Annotated in this window: 14 protein-coding genes and 2 tRNA genes; 5 read left to right on the forward strand and 11 right to left on the reverse strand. The window is 60.5% G+C overall.

The annotated features are described in order from the left end of the window. On the reverse strand, nucleotides 1–792 hold the full coding sequence (gene cobM / locus ACEG18_RS01685) for a precorrin-4 C(11)-methyltransferase (protein WP_372541009.1): 792 nt from the start codon (nucleotides 790–792) through the stop codon (nucleotides 1–3). 458 nt (nucleotides 793–1250) lie between these two features. Here cobM and ACEG18_RS01690 point away from each other — a divergent pair, with 458 nt between their 5' ends. The 5 genes from ACEG18_RS01690 to ACEG18_RS01710 all read left to right on the forward strand — a co-directional run bounded on the left by ACEG18_RS01690 (nucleotide 1251) and on the right by ACEG18_RS01710 (nucleotide 6793). Beyond that, nucleotides 1251–2177, forward strand: a complete 927-nt coding sequence (locus ACEG18_RS01690) for a sirohydrochlorin cobaltochelatase (protein ID WP_022094564.1) — start codon at nucleotides 1251–1253, stop codon at nucleotides 2175–2177. 144 nt (nucleotides 2178–2321) lie between these two features. After that, nucleotides 2322–2855: a hypothetical protein gene (locus tag ACEG18_RS01695; RefSeq protein ID WP_372541010.1), complete on the forward strand. Its 534-nt coding sequence runs from the start codon at nucleotides 2322–2324 to the stop codon at nucleotides 2853–2855. A 4-nt stretch (nucleotides 2856–2859) separates the two neighbouring features. Further along, nucleotides 2860–4431, forward strand: coding sequence for an ABC transporter substrate-binding protein (locus ACEG18_RS01700; RefSeq protein ID WP_372541011.1), 1572 nt, complete (start codon nucleotides 2860–2862; stop codon nucleotides 4429–4431). A gap of 4 nt (nucleotides 4432–4435) precedes the next feature. Further along, nucleotides 4436–5476, forward strand: a complete 1041-nt coding sequence (locus tag ACEG18_RS01705; RefSeq protein WP_372541012.1) for a FecCD family ABC transporter permease — start codon at nucleotides 4436–4438, stop codon at nucleotides 5474–5476. Further along, nucleotides 5477–6793, forward strand: a complete 1317-nt coding sequence (locus tag ACEG18_RS01710; RefSeq protein WP_372541013.1) for an ABC transporter ATP-binding protein — start codon at nucleotides 5477–5479, stop codon at nucleotides 6791–6793. A gap of 112 nt (nucleotides 6794–6905) precedes the next feature. Here the strand turns inward: ACEG18_RS01710 and ACEG18_RS01715 are convergent, their stop codons facing one another. The 10 genes from ACEG18_RS01715 to ACEG18_RS01760 form a co-directional block, all read right to left on the reverse strand. Beyond that, nucleotides 6906–7517: a TetR/AcrR family transcriptional regulator gene (locus tag ACEG18_RS01715; protein ID WP_372541014.1), complete on the reverse strand. Its 612-nt coding sequence runs from the start codon at nucleotides 7515–7517 to the stop codon at nucleotides 6906–6908. A 136-nt stretch (nucleotides 7518–7653) separates the two neighbouring features. Further along, the gene (locus tag ACEG18_RS01720; protein WP_372541015.1) at nucleotides 7654–8946 is read right to left on the reverse strand and encodes a lysylphosphatidylglycerol synthase transmembrane domain-containing protein; all 1293 of its coding nucleotides are present in this window, start codon (nucleotides 8944–8946) and stop codon (nucleotides 7654–7656) included. Between the two features lie 151 nt (nucleotides 8947–9097). Next, nucleotides 9098–9174, reverse strand: a tRNA-Glu gene (locus tag ACEG18_RS01725). Between the two features lie 22 nt (nucleotides 9175–9196). Continuing rightward, nucleotides 9197–9273, reverse strand: a tRNA-Glu gene (locus ACEG18_RS01730). A gap of 151 nt (nucleotides 9274–9424) precedes the next feature. Next, entirely contained in the window at nucleotides 9425–10819 is a 1395-nt protein-coding gene (locus ACEG18_RS01735) for a CCA tRNA nucleotidyltransferase (protein ID WP_372541016.1), read from the reverse strand. Between the two features lie 194 nt (nucleotides 10820–11013). After that, nucleotides 11014–11946, reverse strand: a complete 933-nt coding sequence (locus ACEG18_RS01740; protein WP_372541017.1) for a 1-phosphofructokinase family hexose kinase — start codon at nucleotides 11944–11946, stop codon at nucleotides 11014–11016. Nucleotides 11947–12163: 217 nt separating this feature from the next. After that, nucleotides 12164–13096, reverse strand: coding sequence for a 1-phosphofructokinase family hexose kinase (locus ACEG18_RS01745; protein ID WP_372541018.1), 933 nt, complete (start codon nucleotides 13094–13096; stop codon nucleotides 12164–12166). 74 nt (nucleotides 13097–13170) lie between these two features. Next, nucleotides 13171–14874 (reverse strand): phosphoenolpyruvate--protein phosphotransferase, encoded by a 1704-nt coding sequence (gene ptsP / locus ACEG18_RS01750; RefSeq protein ID WP_372541019.1) that lies wholly within the window; start codon nucleotides 14872–14874, stop codon nucleotides 13171–13173. Between the two features lie 133 nt (nucleotides 14875–15007). After that, nucleotides 15008–15271: an HPr family phosphocarrier protein gene (locus ACEG18_RS01755; RefSeq protein WP_022094575.1), complete on the reverse strand. Its 264-nt coding sequence runs from the start codon at nucleotides 15269–15271 to the stop codon at nucleotides 15008–15010. A gap of 547 nt (nucleotides 15272–15818) precedes the next feature. Continuing rightward, nucleotides 15819–17828 (reverse strand): fructose-specific PTS transporter subunit EIIC, encoded by a 2010-nt coding sequence (locus ACEG18_RS01760; protein WP_372541020.1) that lies wholly within the window; start codon nucleotides 17826–17828, stop codon nucleotides 15819–15821. Between the last annotated feature and the right edge of the window lie 196 nt (nucleotides 17829–18024).

Below are 18024 nucleotides of genomic sequence, written 5' to 3' on the forward strand. Positions count from 1 at the left end.
CTAGCTTCTCGCCTTCCGATACCCCGTGGCAAACGAAGGGTCGTAAAGCTTGCTGCGCTCGTACGACTCCGCTTGCGCGCCGTCGTGCGCAAGCCCGCCGCGAGCTCCGAGCACGCGGCCCACCACCACGAGCGCCGTGCGGTCGATGCCCTCTCGCGCGCCCGCATCGGCGAGCGTGCCCACTGTGCAGCGCACCACGCGCTCCTCAGGCCAGGACGCCTTGTACACGAGCGCCGCCGGCTCGTCGGAGCTGCGGCCCGCGGCCAAAAGCTCGGCGGAAAGCTCGGCGAGCATACCCGAGCTCAGGAAGATGACCATAGTCGAGCCGCTTTCCGCCATGGTGCGCATGCCCTCGCCCGCGGGCATAGGGGTGCGCCCGGAAAGCCGCGTGATCACGACCGACTGGCTGATTCCCGGCAGCGTGTATTCCTGGCGAAGCGCCGCCGCGGCACCGCAAAAGCTCGACACGCCGGGCACCACCTCGTAGTCCACGCCGCGCGCGTCGAGCGCGTCCATCTGCTCCTGGATGGCGCCGTACAGGCACGGGTCGCCCGTGTGCAGGCGCACCACTTCCTCGCCCCGTGCATCTGCCGCGCACATCACGTCGAGCACTTCCTCCAAGGTCATGTGCGCGCTGTCGTAGACGATGCAGGATTCCTTGCACTCAGCGAGCAGCTCGGGATTCACAAGGCTTCCCGCCCAAACGACCACGTCGGCCGCGCGCAGAAGACGCGCCCCGCGCAGCGTGATAAGGTCGGCGGCGCCCGAGCCTGCGCCAACGATATGAATCATCCGAGCCTTCCCTTCCCGTTTCTCATCGCAACCGTTTACGCCGCCATTCGCGCAGCGGGCAAAACACGGCGCCTGCGGCGGCAATCGGCGCAAATACGCAGGCAGGAGGCACAATGCCGCCCGCCCTGGCTTTGACACGTTCACAAGTGCCCACTATCATAGTAAAAGTTTCGGCAACGAGCATATGACAATCGGATAAAAGGAAATGACCGGCGCGGCGCCCGCACAGCCCGCGCTGGCTTGCGGAGGGAACCAGGTGGGAATCCTGGGCAAGGGACATTACTGTATAGGACGCGCGGGCGAACCGCCTCGCGCCCCAAGCCAGACTGCTTCGCCTTTTCCTCACGGCATCGCCGTGGCGTTAGCTCCTTGTGAACCCCGAGGGGTGCGCTTTTCTTTCGCTTGTGCCGACAAGCAACTGTCGCCGGGGGACCGGCAAACCGAGGAAAGGAAAAACCATGTCCGACCAGATGTCACGCCGCGGCTTCATGGGCGCCGCAGCAACCGGAGCCGTCGCGCTCGCCGGAGTCGCGCTCGCGGGCTGCTCCAACACCTCCGCGAGTTCCGAGAAATCGAGCGAAAAGGAGAAGGCCGTGAAGCCGGTCATCCTCGTCACGAGCTTCGGCACGAGCTACAACGACTCGCGCCACATCACCATCGGCGCCATCGAAGACGCGATCCGCGAGAAGTACTGGCAGGACTACGACATCCGCCGCGCCTTCACCGCGCAGATCATCATCGACAAGCTGAAGAAGCGCGACGGCATCACGATCGACAACATGACCGAGGCGCTCGACCGCTGCGTGGAAGACGGCGTGAAGGAAATCGTCGTGCAGCCGACGCATCTCATGGGTGGCCTGGAATACACCGACGTGAAAGACGAGCTCGACAAGTACGCCGACAAGTTCGACAAAATCTCGCTCGGCGACCCGCTGCTCACCTCCGACGATGACTACAAGAAGGTGGCCGCAGCCATTAAGGAGAACATGGCGTCCTTCGACGACGGCAAGACGGCGCTGTGCCTCATGGGCCACGGCACCGAAGCCGACTCCAACGCCGACTATGCCAAGATGCAGGAAGTGTTCAAGAACGAGGGCTTGACGCAGTTCTTCGTCGGCACCGTCGAGGCTGAACCGACCTGCGAGGATGTTATCGCCGCCGCGAGCGCCGCAGGCTACAAGAAGGCCGTGCTCGCGCCGTTCATGGTGGTCGCGGGCGACCACGCGAACAACGACATGGCAGACGAGACCGACCCCGACAGCTGGGCTGCGAAGTTCGTGGCCGCCGGCTTCGAAGTGACGTGCCTGCTCCAGGGTCTGGGACAGAACGTCGCGGTCGACGACATCTACGTCTCGCACGTGGACGACGCCATCGCCAAGCTGTAAACTCGCCGCGCACGGGGGCGCCGGTCGCGTCCCCGTGCAACGGGCATGCGCCTTCCCCGACCGACGGCGCATGCCCGTTGCATTCGCATCCCGCCCGCCCACCGCACGGCGCGGGCGGTCGAAGCGATTGAAAGGAACCCCTCCATGTTGAAGAAAACCCTCGTCTTCGCCCTGTCGGCGGCGCTTCTCGCGTTCTCGCTCGCCGGCTGCGCCGGAAATTCAAGCGACAGCTCAAAAGCAAGTGATGCCGATTCCCAGGAAAAGACCGAACAGGCGGCCGATGCGCCCGAGGGCGCAAGCGCTGCCCCCATCACCGCCGACAAGGTGGCCGACGGCACCTATCCGATCACCGTAGATTCCAGCTCGAACATGTTCAGGATTGTGGACGCACAGCTCATCGTGGAAAACGACTCCATGCACTGCGTGATGACACTTTCCGGCACGGGCTACGGCAAGCTCTTCATGGGCACGGGCGACAAGGCTGCCGCCGCGAGCGAGGCCGACTTCATCCCCTATGTGGAAAACGCGGAAGGCAAGTACACCTACGACGTGCCCGTTGATGCGCTCGACGAGGACACCGCCTGCGCCGCGTGGAGCATTAAAAGGGAGCGATGGTACGACCGCACGCTCGTATTCGAATCCGCCGGCGTCGATCTGCGCGCCGACGCACTGAAGTAACGCCATGCGGTCGATTCTTCCCAAGGGGGAAAACAGGAAGCGCCGCAGCATCGCGGCGCGCGCGATCGTCTGCGTTCTCGTCGCCCTGCTCGCGCTTTCCTTCGCGGGGTGCAGTGCGAGCCCGAACACGACCGGTGGCACGGCGGGCTCTCAGGAATACACTGTGAATGTCTCGCTTTCCGGCGGGTCAGGGCGCGCAAGCATCGCCTCACCCACCACAATTGTGAAGGATGGCGACGCCTACACCGCGACCATCACCTGGTCGAGTTCGAACTACGACAAGATGACCGTCGACGGCGTGGACTACGCGCCCGTAAACGACGGCGGCAACTCCACATTCGAGATACCCGTCACGCTCGACGAGGACATCGCCGTGTCGGCCGAGACCGTCGCCATGTCGACGCCGCATACCATCGACTACACGCTCCACTTCGACTCATCCACCATGAAGGAGAAATCGGGCGACGAAGCAAGCGGCGGCTCCCCTGCGGGAACGGCTTCAAGCGCCGCGGCCGACTTCCACAACGCCGATTTGGGCTGTGGCTGGGAGCCGACGGGGGCGCTTCACCTTGAATACGCCGAGCACTTCACTGTCGACGAGTTCGAAGGCGGTCTGCGGCTTATCTGCGTTTCGAATGGGGAACGTTTCCTCGTGGTGCCGCAAGATGCGAAGGTACCTGATGGGTTGAGCTCCGACATCGCGGTCATAAGGCGCCCCGCCGACAAGGTGTACCTCGTGTCGTCGGCGACGATGTGCCTGGTCGACGCGCTCGATGCGAACGACAATATCATCATGTCGGGCACGAAGGCCGACGATTGCTCGGTCGCGGGCTTCAAAAGCGCACTCGAAAGTGGGGCGATCGCCTACGGCGGCAAGTACAGCGCGCCCGACTACGAGCGAATATCGGCCTCGGGCTGCACGCTCGCCATCGAGAACACCATGATCAACCACACGCCCGATGTGAAGGAAAAGCTGCAGAAGCTCGGGCTCGTCGTGCTCACCGAACAGTCGTCGATCGAGCCCGAAGCACTCGGGCGCGTCGAGTGGATTAAGCTTTTCGGCGTCCTATTCGACAAGGAAGACGAGGCCGCGCACCTGTTCAACGAGCAGAAGGCCCGCGTCGCGCAAACGTCGGGGCTCGCGTCGTCAGGTAAAACCGTGGCGTATTTCTACATTAACTCGAACGGGGCCGCCGTCACGCGGCGGGCGGGCGACTACGTGGCGCAGATGATCGAGCTTGCAGGCGGCAGCTATGCGCTCGATGACGCGCAGACGGCGTCGACGTCAGGTTCGTCAGTAACGCTCGAAATGGAGCGCTTCTACGCGACGGCGAAGGATGCCGACATCATCGTCTACAACGGCACCATCGACGAATCGGTTGCCACCTTGAACGACTTCGTAGGCAAAAACGCGCTATTGTCGCAGTTCAAAGCCGTGAAGAACGGCAACGTCTGGGTCACAAGCGCCGACATGTACCAGCAGATGACTTCCACCGCCGACATTATCGACGAGCTGCACGGGGCGTTCACCGGCGATGACGCGAGCGACTTCCATTATCTGAGGAAGCTCGGCTAGCGCCATGAGAAGCCGGATTTCCATGGCATACGACGAATCGGGGCGCGCCGCGCGGTGTCGCGTCGTGACGGCGCTGCTCGCTGTTGCCCTCATCGTGCTCGTCGGGGCCAACCTGTGCATCGGGAGCGTGCTCGTGCCCGCAGACCACATCCCCGGCATCCTTTCGGGCGGCGCGGCCAATTCCATGGAAAGCCAGGTCATCTGGGAGATTCGCCTGCCGCGCGTGCTTTCAGCCGTGCTTCTCGGCGGGGCACTTTCGCTCTCCGGGTTCCTGCTGCAGACGTTTTTCAACAACCCCATCGCCGACCCGTTCATCTTAGGCGTCTCCTCGGGCGCAAAGTTCGTCGTCGCGCTTACGATGATCGTACTTCTAGGCGCGAACCAGGCCATGTCCTCGCCGGCCATGGTGGCCGCAGCGTTTCTGGGCTCGCTTATCACCATCGGCTTCGTGCTCCTCATCGCACGGCGCATAAGTTCCATGGCCATGCTCATCGTGGCGGGTGTCATGGTGGGATACATCTGCTCGGCGGCGACGAACTTCCTCATCGCCTTCGCCGACGACCAGTCCATCGTGAACCTGCACAACTGGTCTTTGGGTAGCTTCTCGGGTTCGAGCTGGGACGACGTGGCGGTCATCGCGGTCGTGGTGATCACCGTGAGCGCATGCGTATTCGCGATATCGAAGCCCCTTTCCGCCTTCCAGCTGGGAGAAGCCTACGCGAAAAGCGTCGGCGTGAACGTCGCACGCTTCCGCGTGGTGCTCGTCCTTCTAGCGAGCATGCTCTCCGCCTGCGTGACCGCGTTCGCTGGTCCGGTGTCGTTCGTAGGCATCGCGGTTCCGCATCTCGTGAAGTCGGCGCTAAAGTCGTCGAAGACCATCCGCGTGATTCCTGCGTGCTTCTTGGGAGGCGCCATCTTCTGCGCGGGCTGCGATTTGATCGCGCGCACGCTGTTCTCTCCCGTCGAGCTTTCCATCAGCGCTGTCACCGCCATCTTCGGCGCGCCGGTGGTTATCGCGCTCATGTTGAAGAAGCGGGTGAGGTAGATGGGGGAATTCGTGCCGCGGCCCAAAATGCTCAGAGGGGACATTCCATGCTTAGACAGTCCTGAGCTCACACGAAAGCGCCAGAAGGCACTTTCGGCTCGTGCGGAACTGCGCGCGGAACGCCTCCTCCGAGCGGAGTCGAACCTCGAAACCCCGGTCGAAACGCAGGCTGACGGAGCGCCGCTTTTCCGCATAAGCGACCTGTCGGCGGGCTACGACAAGAAGGTTGTAGTCGAAGGCGTCAATCTGGAGGTTCGCGCGGGCGACGTCGTGGCGCTCATCGGGCCGAACGGCTCGGGCAAGTCGACCATCTTGAAAACCATCACACGCCATCTAGCACCGCTTGCCGGCGCGGTCGAGCTCGACGGGCGAGAGATTTCCCGATGGAAGACGGCGGAGTTCGCAAGGAACCTTGCCGTTATGCTGACAGATCGCCCCCGGACCGAGCTCCTCACCTGCCGCGATATCGTAGAGGCGGGAAGACATCCCTACACCGGGCGAATGGGCACACTCTCGCCTAACGACCATAGTCGGGTCGACGAGGCCATGAAAACCGCACATGTGGAAGAGCTCGCCGAGCGCGACTTCATGCAGATAAGCGACGGGCAACGCCAGCGCGTCATGCTCGCACGCGCCATCGCGCAGGATCCGCGTGTGCTCGTGCTCGACGAGCCCACGTCGTATCTCGATATCCGCTACCAGATCGACCTGCTGCGAATACTTCGCCACCTTGCGAAATCGCGGAATGTGGCTGTCATCATGTCCATCCACGAACTCGAGCTCGCGCAGAAAAGCGCCGACAAGGTGATTTGCGTGAAGGACGGCCGGGTCTTCCGCGCCGGCGCACCCGAGGACATATTCACGCGCGAGACAATTGGCGAGCTCTACGGCCTTCAACATGGCACCTTCAACGAGCGCTTCGGCAGCGTGGAAATTGGGCGCCCACACGGCGATGCGCACACGTTCGTCATCGCCGGCGCAGGTACGGGGTCGACTGTGTTTCGCCAGCTCATTCGGCAGGGCAAGGCGTTCTACGCGGGCGTTCTGCACGAAGGGGACATCGACTGCGAGCTCGCGCGCGACCTGGCGACGGAATGCGTGGCCGAGCGCGCCTTCGAGCCGATCGGGGATAAAACCATAGCCCGCGCCAAAGAGCTCCTCGTCCACTGCGCGCTCCTTATCGTGTGCCCCGCCGCCTTCGGCACCATAAACGCCCGCAACGCAGAGCTCGTCGAGTTCGCACGCTCGCATGATATCGAGGTCATGCGAGCGTGCGAAGGCGCATCGGAGGATTCCCAATTGGAGTGGGAAGGATAAACTGGACTTTCATTTAAGGATCCTCAGGCTACAGCTCCTACGCCGGCGAGGTCTCCAAGGCGCCGGAGAACCTCGTGAACAGGAATTTCCACGCCGACGAGCCCAACTAGGCCTAATCCAAGCGAGATTCCAGACTCGACAGGCCATTGAGAGTCAGGTCGTTGGCGACCTCTGAGACGCGCTCGATAGGAACAGAGCCGTCGGACAATGCCCACGTGCGATAGATGCCGATAATACCGGACAGCAAAAACGCCAGGTAGTAATCGAACATCTCGTCCTTTAGGCCCTCGGGCAACAGATCGCGCTCGGCAATCTCGTGCTCGAGCGGCACGCGCAGACGAGCCATAAAGTCGTCGAGCGGAATGTTTTCAATCAACTGGCGATTGAGCACCAGGTTGTTGCACAGTGCCTCGTTAACGGTCTTGAAAAAGGACGCCGCAGCGCCGAGTGCGCGCTCGTTGGTGTCGCCACCCATGGAGGAAAGCGTCTTCTCGACCGAGTCGACGATCATCTCGACCACATCGACGGCAATGGCATCGAGCAAGCCGTCGACCGTGCCAAAGTGCACGTAGAAGGTCTTACGGTCGACGTTTGCCTCGCGTGCAATGGCGCTCACCGTAATATCGGCCAGGGGCTTTTCCATGAGCAGTCGCTCGAACGCCGAAAGAATCGCATTGCGGCTGCGGACGATACGACGGTCAAGGCGAGGTTTGGTGGTAGCCATAGACGTGTCCCTTTCATGTCAACTGCCCACCTGTAAGTCCTCTACATGTGGGAGATAATCAACGTAAGAGGATTATCCTACATCTGACATCGCAATGACGAGCGTCATCAAGAACGCACGACTCGCCCACTGAGCGCTAGAGCCTCTTCTTTTTATTGAGCGCCGCAGGAGAAACGCGGATGCCGTCGCCAGTCTGACGAACGTAGGTCTTGCGTGCCGGCTTAGGGGCCACAGTAGCCTTTTGAGCACGCTGATTGGGGTCGACGGTAACCTGGCACGCAGGATGTGCCTTAACGGGCGCAGAAGGCGTCTGAGGCGCACGTCCGAGCTTTCGCATCACACGGTCCCAGCGCGCATGAATGCTCTCGTTGTGAGCACTCTTAAGGCCCAGCAGCGGGGCGGCCAAAATGGTCGGCGCGATAAAGGTGATCAGACGCCACAGCAGATAGCCAGCAGTCGAGGCCGTGCCAAAAAAGTGACCCAAAAACAGTGCGAAGCCGCCCTCGGCGCCGCCGGTGCCGCCGGGCAGCGGGACGGCGGAGCTCAGCAGCTGGACAAAGGCACTCGCGGCCATGACCGAGAAAAAGTCGACTTCGTGGTGGCCAAAGGAGAGCATCAAAAAGTACGGAACCAGATAGAAAAACGCCAGCTGCAGCATAGTGATGACGACCGTGAGCAGCATGGACGAAAAATGACCGGCAGAGAGTTTGAATTTCTCGGAGAACGAATAGATCTCGCCATCGACAAAGGTGCGCCAGCTCTCAATCTTTGTGGCGGAAACACCCACGCGCTCGAGCCAATTGATGATGCAATGGGCGACGCGCGTGACGGTCTTGGGCATCAACGCCACGGCAAAGATGCCGAGCAGGATGCAGCAATGGCCGCCAAAACTAAAGACGCACAGCAGCGTCATGTCGCCATAGCGCTCGGCGAAAAACGGCATGCGGGCAAGCAGCAGAATGGCGCCCCATGCCACCAGACCAAACTGATATACGATAAAGCGGGTGAACTGCGTGGCGCCCGCTTCGCCCACGTTTTGGCCGGCTTTGGTCAGGCGGTAAATCTGGGCAGGCGTAGAGCCCATCATCATGGGCGTCAGATTGCCAAAGAAGATACCGCTCGCCTCGACCGAAATGAGGTCGCGGATACCGACGGGCGATTCGGGGTCGAGCCAAACGGCGATCGCGTACGCCACGATGCCAAAAACGAGATACAGGAACATGCAAAAGCATGCAGCGAAGAGCCAGGGCATCTGAACGCTGGACATAGCGGCCCAAAACTGCCCCATCTGACCGGTCACGACCAAATAGATGATATAGCCAATCAGCACAACGCCGATAAAGATAGCGCCGCGACGCGCGCTCTTGTTGTCATCGCCGCCAGAAACCTCAACCTGAGGCTTAGGCGCATGCTGAGAGGACTCCGTCATGAGGCTCCTTCTGACCGTCAAAGTATCTGGCCTATTGTACCCGTATGGGAGATGAGCAAAACGTAAAGCTGCGAGGCAAATGGGATTAACAGACCAGACCACTGGTAATAAAAAACCCGACCTTCTCAAGAAAGGCCGGGTATCTAAAACATGGTAGCCCGTACCAGATTCGAACTGGTGATCTCCGCCTTGAGAGGGCGGCGTCCTAAACCGCTAGACGAACGGGCCATAAGACTCAGCAGAAAAGAAGTGGTAGCCCGTACCAGATTCGAACTGGTGATCTCCGCCTTGAGAGGGCGGCGTCCTAAACCGCTAGACGAACGGGCCACATGACATCTGCACTGCCGTGCTGCGAAGAAATATATTACGGGACAAAAAACGCGAGCGCAAGAAGAAATTCCAAATTGCCCAAATTTTTGTCGGGAGGTTATGGAACACGCAGGTCAAATAGGTAGCTCATTTGGAATGGAACCGAAGGCTACCCCAGGTGCAGGTGAGCAAGAAGGGCTTCGCGCTCGTTGGGGATGTTATCCTCGATCACGGCGTCAAGGGCGGCGTTGAGCAGCTGCCCCAGTTCCGGCCCGGGCTTGAAGCCGGCACGAATCAGGTCGCCGCCGTTGATAGCAAGCATCTTGAGCGTATAGGGCTCCCCCGCCTCCAATAAATCATGGGCGAGCGTGCGCATCTCCTCGATCGTCTCGACGTAATAAAAGCATGATGGCGCCTTGCCCAGCGTATCGGCACGTTTAAGATCCATAAGCTCGTCAATCAGACGCGGCGTGTCGATACCCTCGCCCGAAAGCAAGCGCATCATATTGAGCAAACAAGAGCGCTCGGGGCGCAGCGGCTTATCGTGATACTTGATAAGCAGGCACACATCGCGAACCAAATCGTGTGAAAGCGCCAGACGATCCATAATGGCACGCGCCTTCTTGGCGCCAAGCTCGGGATGGCCGTAAAAGTGGCCGCTGCCCGCATGGTCGACCGTAAAGCAATCGGGCTTGGAGACGTCGTGCAAAAACGCTGCCCACATTAAACTCGACGAAGGCGCCACGCCGTCAAACAGCGCCAACTCCCCCGCCACCGTCAGCACGCGAGCTATATGCTCGTAGACATTAAAGGCATGGTAGACGCTACGCTGGTCAAACCCACGAGCCGGCGCAAGCTCGGGCACGGCAGCACAGATAAGCTCGGGGTAGCGCAGCATCGCGTCTCCCCCATGACCGGTCGAAAGAATGCCTTCGAGCTCAATGCCCACGCGCTCGCGTGCCACGGCATCGAGTAGCGGCGAGCATTCGGCAAGCGCCTGTTTAGTCTTAGGCTCGATCATAAAATCAAGGCGGCAGGCAAAACGCACAGCGCGCAGCATACGAAGCGCATCTTCGTTAAAGCGACGCTTGGGATCTCCGACGGCACGGATCAGCTTACGCTCCAGGTCGCCCTGGCCATCGTACCGGTCGACAAGACCGCGCTGCGGATGCCAAGCCATGGCATTGACGGTAAAGTCACGACGCGCCAGATCATCCTCAAGCAACGCCGCACGCTCCACACTCTGAGGATGGCGGCCATCGGTGTAAAAGCCGTCCAGGCGATACGTCGTGACCTCAATACGCTCGCCATCGCAAATGGCCGTGATGCCGCCAAATTTAATGCCCGACTCAACTACCGCAATGCCGGCGGCCTCGAGCGCCGCCTTGGACTCCTGCCACAGACCACTGCAGCACATGTCAACATCGTGGCTGGGGCGTCCCATCAGGGCGTCACGTACCCAACCACCCACGAACCACGCCTCAAGACCGGCTGCCTCGAGCGCATGTAGCACACGCAGGGAGGCGTCTGACGGCTGCGTACCGTTGAGCGAAACATTGCACATACCTATGGCCTCCTACGCATACAAGAGTTAATCGATGGTTCTCAAGAAGTCTAACAAGAAACGAGCATGCGCGCACATGCAATCGCATCGTCGATTCGAACGAACGAGACAGCAGGCGCCACATGCGGCCAGAATGCAAAAACACCCGCCTTGGGAATCCAAAACGGGTGTTCGGCAACGATGTATCGATGCGGTTAGCAGACCTGGCGAACCTCAATGTGCTTCTTGTATTCGTCAACCTTGGCAAAATCGCCCAAGCCCGGGCACTCGACCACGTTGGCGCCGGTGGCCATCGAGAGGCGCAGGGCGTCCTCAACACGCTCGGGGGCATCGTGCCACACGGACAGGAAGGCAGCGAGCGAGGAATCGCCCGCGCAGACCGTCGACAGCAGCTTGACCTCAAAGGTGCGGTTGGCAAACCAGATGTGCTCACCGTTGGAGAAGTACGCGCCGTCACCACCAAGGGTCAGCAGCACGTTCTTAGCGCCCTTGGCGTGCAGCTCGGCCATCGCGCCCTTAACGGACTCGTCGTCGCCACCGCTCACCTTAATGCCAAAGATGTCGAGCAGCTCGTCGTCGTTGGGCTTAATGAGCAACGGCTCCATGGCAATGAGGTCGGCCAGCTGATGGCTCGAAATATCGAGCACGAACTCGGCACCCTTTGCCTTAACACGGCGAAGTACCTCGGCCAGGAAACCCTCAGAGGTGTTGGGGGGCAGCGAGCCGCTAATGACCAGGCAGGTCATGTCGTCGAGCGAATCAATGAGCTCAAACATCTCCTGCTCGTTGGCAGCATTGATGGCAGCGCCTGCATTGACCATGTTGTACTCGGTGTCGGGACCGGCGTTGAGGAAGACATTGACGCGCGTGATGCCGTCGGTCCACACGGGCTTGACGGGCACGCCCAGGGCTTCGGCGCCCTTGACGATAAACTCGCCCGAGAAACCGGCAAAAAAGCCCAGGATCGTGGTGTCGACGCCGTAGTGATCGAGGGTGAACGAGACGTTGAGACCCTTGCCGTTGGGCGTATAGACCGCGTCGCGCGTGCGGGTGACGGTGTTGGCGGAAAGACCGTCGCAGGCAATGTTGTAGTCAATGGCGGGATTTGCAGTGAGCGTGTAAATCATGTAAGTTCCTTTCACAAGGCAACGTGTTAATGAAAGTATATTCCACGCTTCGGAAAAAGACCATAGCAGCCCGGCGAACGGTGTAGAACGCGTGCAGGGCGGCGAGATGATGGGCAAAAAGAAACAGGGTCCTTGTCCTGTCGCTCGCCCACAATATACAAAAATGGCGCCCCAGCCAAAACCGGGGCGCCATACACGCGAAAATAATGTAATTCGCTTACTTGCGATCGAGCTTGCGGACAGCAACGCGCTTGCTGTACTCATCGACGTGACCGAAGTCGCCGATACCGACGGACTCGGCAACGTTAGCGCCGGTGGCCATAGCGAGCTTCATGGCCTCCTCGACGTTGTCGCGATCCCTGTACCACTTGTGCAGGAACGCAGCGAGGGTGCAGTCGCCGGCGCAGACGGAAGAGACCAGCTTGATGTTGAACTCACGCTTGGCGTACCAGATGTCCTCGCCGTTGGAGAAGTAAGCGTCGCCGCGGCTACCACGGGTGAGCAGCACGTTCTGAACGCCGGCGTCGTGGGCGAGCTTCATGGCAACGCGGACCTCGTCGTCGGTGTCGACCGGCACACCGAAGATGGCCTTCATCTCGTGATGGTTCGGCTTAATGAGCAGCGGCTTCTTGTGAGCGAGCTCCTTGAGCTTGTCGGAGGACAGGTCCAGGACGACATCGGCGCCACGAGCCTGAGCGTGCTCCATGACCTTAGCCAGGAAGTCGGGCGTAGCTTTGGGAGGCACGGAGCCAGAGACGATCAGGCACTCAAGATCGCCCGCGGTGTCCAGGATGTTGTAGAGCTCCTCCTGATGCTGCGGCGTAATCGGTGCGCCGGGGTTCAGGATGCCATACTCGTGCTGGCCATCATTGACGTAGGTGTTGATGCGCGTGATACCGTCGGTCCAGACCGGGCGGCACAGGCAACCCAGGTTCATGACCTCCTCGACGATAAACTTGCCCGTGAAGCCGGCGAAGAAGCCGAGCGCGACGGTGTCGACACCCATCTTCTTAAAGGCGAAGGACACGTCGAGGCCCTTGCCGTTAGCCGTGTAGCTGGCCGAACCGGTGCGGACGTTCTCGTCGGGCTCGAGAGGAGAGCTCGAAACCGTCATGTCGACGGCCGGATTAGCGGTTAGCGTGTAGAACATTTACAGTACCCCCTGTATATGTGAGGGCCGCGTGGCCGGCCCATTCCAACCACGCGGTTACCTCTGATACCAAATTAACGAGCTGCAGACTCGAGCAGCGCCTTGACCTCGGCGGCGGTGTTGCAGGCAAGCGCCTTCTCGGCGAGCTCGTCGCACTCGGCCTTGGTCCACTGGCTGATGGTCTTGCGGGCGCGCAGGATGGACGGAGCGCTCATCGAGAACTCCTCCAGGCCCCAGCTGATCAGCAGCGGCTCGAGCAGCGGATCGGCAGCGGCCTCGCCGCACATACCAACCATGATGCCGGCCTTCACGCCACTCTCGATGATGTTCTTGAGCGAGCGAAGCACGGCAGGATAGTACACCTGGTACAGGTTGGAGATGGTGTCGTTGCCACGGTCGGCGCACATAGTGTAGCCGATCAGGTCATTGGTGCCGATGGAGAAGAAGTCGGCGACCTTGGCCAGGCGGTCAGCGAGCAGCGAAGCGGCGGGCGTCTCGACCATAATGCCGACCTCGATGTTCTCATTGAATTTGCGGCCCTCTTCGGTCAGCTCGGCCTTGCACTGCTCGACGAGCTCCTTGACAGCCACGACCTCCTCGACGCAGGTGACGAGCGGGATCATGATCTTGACATCGCCGAATGCGCTGGCGCGCAGCAGGGCGCGGAGCTGGACCTTGTACTGATCGGGATTGGCCAGGCAGTAACGCACGGCGCGGAAGCCCATGAAGGGGTTATCTTCCTTGACCATGTGCAGATACGGAATCTCCTTGTCGCCACCCACATCGAGCGTACGGATGATGACCGGAGCGCCCTTAAGCGCGCTGGCGACCTTGCGGTAGGCGTTGAACTGCTCCTCCTCGGAAGGAAGCTCGGCAGAGTCCATAAACAGGAACTCGGAGCGGAACAGGCCGATAGCCTCGGCGTCGTGATCGAGCGCGTTGGGCACGTCATCGGGGTTACCGATGTTGCAGGCGATGATCTTCTTGATGCCATCGGCAGTCACGGACGGCTTACCGCGGAAAGCCTCGAGGGCCGCCTTCTCGGCAGCGAAGGCCTCGGCCTTGGCGGTGTAGGCGGCGAGCGTCTCCTCGTCGGGATCGGCCTCGACGATGCCCTTGCCACCGTCGACGACAACGGTCATGCCGTTGCGCAGTGCGGTGCAGCTGTTGGAAACCGAAAGGACGGCCGGGATCTCGAGAGCGCGCGCGATGATCGCGGAGTGCGACGTGCGGCCACCGGTCTCGGTGACGATACCTGCAACGTGGGCCTTATCGATCGTGGCGGTCATGGACGGCGTGAGGTCGTGCACGACAACGACGGTGTTCTCGGGCAGGACGGAGAGGTCAACGACCTCCTTGCCCAGCAGCTCGGCCAGAATACCGGTGCGGATGTCGGCGATGTCGGCCGCGCGCAGACGGAACATCTCGTCGTCCATGGACAGGAACATGTTCTCGAACATGGTCGAAGTGTCCATGAGCGCCTGCTCAGCGCAGGTGCCACCGTCAATGGCGGCGTTGATGGCGTCGGTCATGCCCGGATCCTGAGCCAGGACAATGTGTCCGCTCATGATCTCGGCCTCGGCCTCGCCCACCGTCTCCTTCATGTGGTCGGCCTGAGCCTGGGTCTTCTCGCAGAAGACCGAAAGGGCGGTCTGATAGCGCTCCTTCTCTGCTACCGAATCAGCAACCTCGTGCGGCTCAAACGTCAAGTCAGGATCGACGGCGACCATGACGGTGCCGATACCGATACCCTCGGATGCGTTGACTCCCTGATACATTCCCATTCCTCTCTCCGTGTCATGTGATAAAGCGTTTTGCCATATCCATGACAAAAGAGCGCAGCTACCTTAATACAGGTCACTGCGCCCCCAAGTATGAACTTAATTGTTCAACATGCGACCCGTTTGAGTTCTACTCGCCAAGACCGCTCTTGATGAGCTCGATGGCAGCAGCCAGAGCCTCGGCCTCGTCAGCGCCGTCGCACTTGACCTCGACCTCGGTGCCGCAGGGGATACCAGCAGCCATGAGTGCCATCGGGGACTTACCGTTGACCTCCTTCTCGGGGGTTACGACCGTCACGTCGCAGGCGTACTTGCCCATGGTAGAGGCAAAGAGACCGGCGGGACGCATGTGAAGACCCTGAGGATTAACGAGGGTAGCCTTCTCAGAAACCATAATTGACTCCTTTTTGTGTTTAAGCCCTGTCAGCCATGCGACAGGAGCCATACTCACGACGTTGTTTATATTAACTCACATCAAACTGTTTTTCATTGTGTTTCGCACGAATTATTGGACGGATGTCGTTGCTGGCCGCTCGCTCGCCCACAGAGGGCCGGTCGCGGCCTGTGAGATTTCCTGCTCTACAGTCCTGCTCGCACGAAGAGCACATTAAGTGCTCTTCGGCTCGTGCGGAACTCGCGACAAATCTCACAGGCCGCGACCGGCCCTCTGTGGGCGAGCAAGCTGCGGAAACTCGGTCGGTCCAGAGTAATATCGTGCGAACGGAATTCTGGCTGATGACCTGTTCGCGACAATCACTCGATAGGCAGTCTCCTCTATACCCTTCTGTAAGTTGCGGTGAAATAGGGACTGAATTTGGGGTTGAATCGTTTAAACAGTCCCTATTTCACCGCAACTTATGGGAGGGGCAGAAAAAGGCGGAGGCCCTGGGGAGGGTCTCCGCCTTATATACAGGGGGCGATGTTATTCGCGAGCTGCGGGATTAGACCAGACGAGCGTTGATCGTCTTGGCGATCTCGGCGGCGTCGGAGGAACCCTTGACGGTGGCACGGAAGTCCTCGTCCATGAGCGCCTCGGCGACCTTGGAGAGGATCTTGAGGTGCGTGGTGCCGGCCTGGGCACCGGGGATGAGCAGGGCGATAGCCACGTTGACGGGAGCGCCGTCCATGGTGTCCCAGCCGGTCACGCCAGAGTCGTCCTTGACGACGATGACAGCGGCCTCGGTAATGGCATCGGACTTGGCATGCGGAATAGCGAAGCCCTCCATCATGCCCGTGGTGCCCTCGGCCTCGCGAGCCAGGAAGGCGTTCATCACGGCGTCGGCGTCGTCAGCGAGACCAGCCTTGACGGCCTGATTGGAGACAAAGCTCAGGGCCTCGTCACGAGAAGCGAAGTCCTCGGCGACAAAAACGTTCTCGACCTTCACGAAGCCGGCAGCCTCGGCCTTGGAGGCCTCGACGGCAGCGGCCTTAGGGGCCTCGACCTGCTTGGCGGGAGCGGCAGAAGCGGCCTTCTGGTTCTTCTCGAAGTCATACTTCTTGAAAGCGACGAACAGGATGCCACCGACCACGGCGCCGATGAGGATCGCGAGGACCCACAGCGGACCGTTCTCGACAACGGGCAGGACCAGGAAGCCACCGTGGGGCGCCGGATCGTGGACGTTGAACATGATGGTCAGGATCGAGGCGATGGAGGAACCGAGCATCATGATAGGCATGACGGGCCAGATGTTCTTGGTCATGAACGGAATGGCGCCCTCGGTGATGTGGGTGCAGCCAAGGATAAGGTTGACGACACCGGCGTCATGATCCTCCTGGCTGAAGTACTTCTTGCCGACGATGACGGCGAAGGTGGTGATCAGCGGCGGAACAATGCAGGCAGCAGAGACGGCAGCCATGAAGTTGGTGCCGAAGTTGTAGGTGTCGGTGCCGACACCAGCAGCCAGGGCCTCGGTGAGCATGGCGGTACCGGTGACGTAAGCAGCCTTGTTGACCGGGCCGCCCATGTCAAAGGCGCACATGCAGCCGATAGCAAGACCCAGGACAACAGCGCCGGAGGCAGACAGACCCTTGAGGAAGTCCATCATAGCGGTGTTGATGGCAGCCATGGGACCGGAGATGCCGAGCATCACCAGACCGACGATGGCAGTCGAGAACAGCGGGTACAGGAAGATAGCCTTGAGGCCGTCCAGGTTCTTGGGCAGCTTGGCAAAAACCTTCTCGAGCAGCAGGATGACATAGCCAGCGAGGAAGCCGCCGACAATGCCGCCCAGGAAGCCGAAGCCCACGCCGGTGCCGCCAGCATCGATCATGTGGGTATCGGCGTTAACAGGCAGGCCCTGGATGGCGATCATACCGGCAACAAAGCCGGGGACGAGTGCCGGGCGCTTGCCGATGGACTCGGCGATGTAGGCGGAAAGCACGGGAACCATGAGGTTCATGGCGATGCCGCCGATGATCTTGAGCATAGCGGCGAAGCTGTTGTAGTCGGAAGCCGTCGAATCGAAGGACGTGATGCCCCACAGGAACGAAACGGCGGTCAAGACGCCACCGGCGACGACGAAGACCAGCATGTGGCTGACGCCGTTCATGAGGTGCTTATAGATGACGTGGCCGATGGATTCCTTCTCCTCGACCTCATCCTCGACATCGGCAGGAGCCGCAACCGTGTCGTCGCCCTTGGCGGCGAGTGCACGATCGATCAGCTTGCCGGCAGCCTCGACGGACAGGGCCTTGGAAACACCAACGGAAACCATAGGCTTACCGGCGAAACGCTCCTCCTGGACGTCCTTGTCGGCTGCGACGACGACGGCCTTGGCACCAGCGATCTCGCTCTTGGTGAGCTCGTTCTCGACACCGACCTGGCCATGGGTCTCGACCTTAATGGTCAGACCGCGCTCGGCAGCAGCCTTCTCCAGCGCCTCCTTCGCCATGAAGGTGTGCGCGATGCCGGTCGGGCAACCGGTGGCGGCGATGATGTCAAACTTAGCCATGTGTCCCTCCTTCTTGAGTACTGCGCCCGCGGGCGCTCCCCTACACGCGCTTCGATGCGCGTTTTTCCACACTTGAAAGATACCAACCCACCGCTTATATGAGAAGCAATGTAGCTCATTTCTCCGGTGAAAGGTTCTTTCATTACCGTAAACGGTCGATGAAAGTTTACCATCAACTATTGAAACGGCAAGGTGT

Origin of the sequence: Collinsella aerofaciens (assembly GCF_041537385.1) — a bacterium.
Taxonomy (GTDB): Bacteria; Actinomycetota; Coriobacteriia; order Coriobacteriales; family Coriobacteriaceae; genus Collinsella; species Collinsella aerofaciens_BV.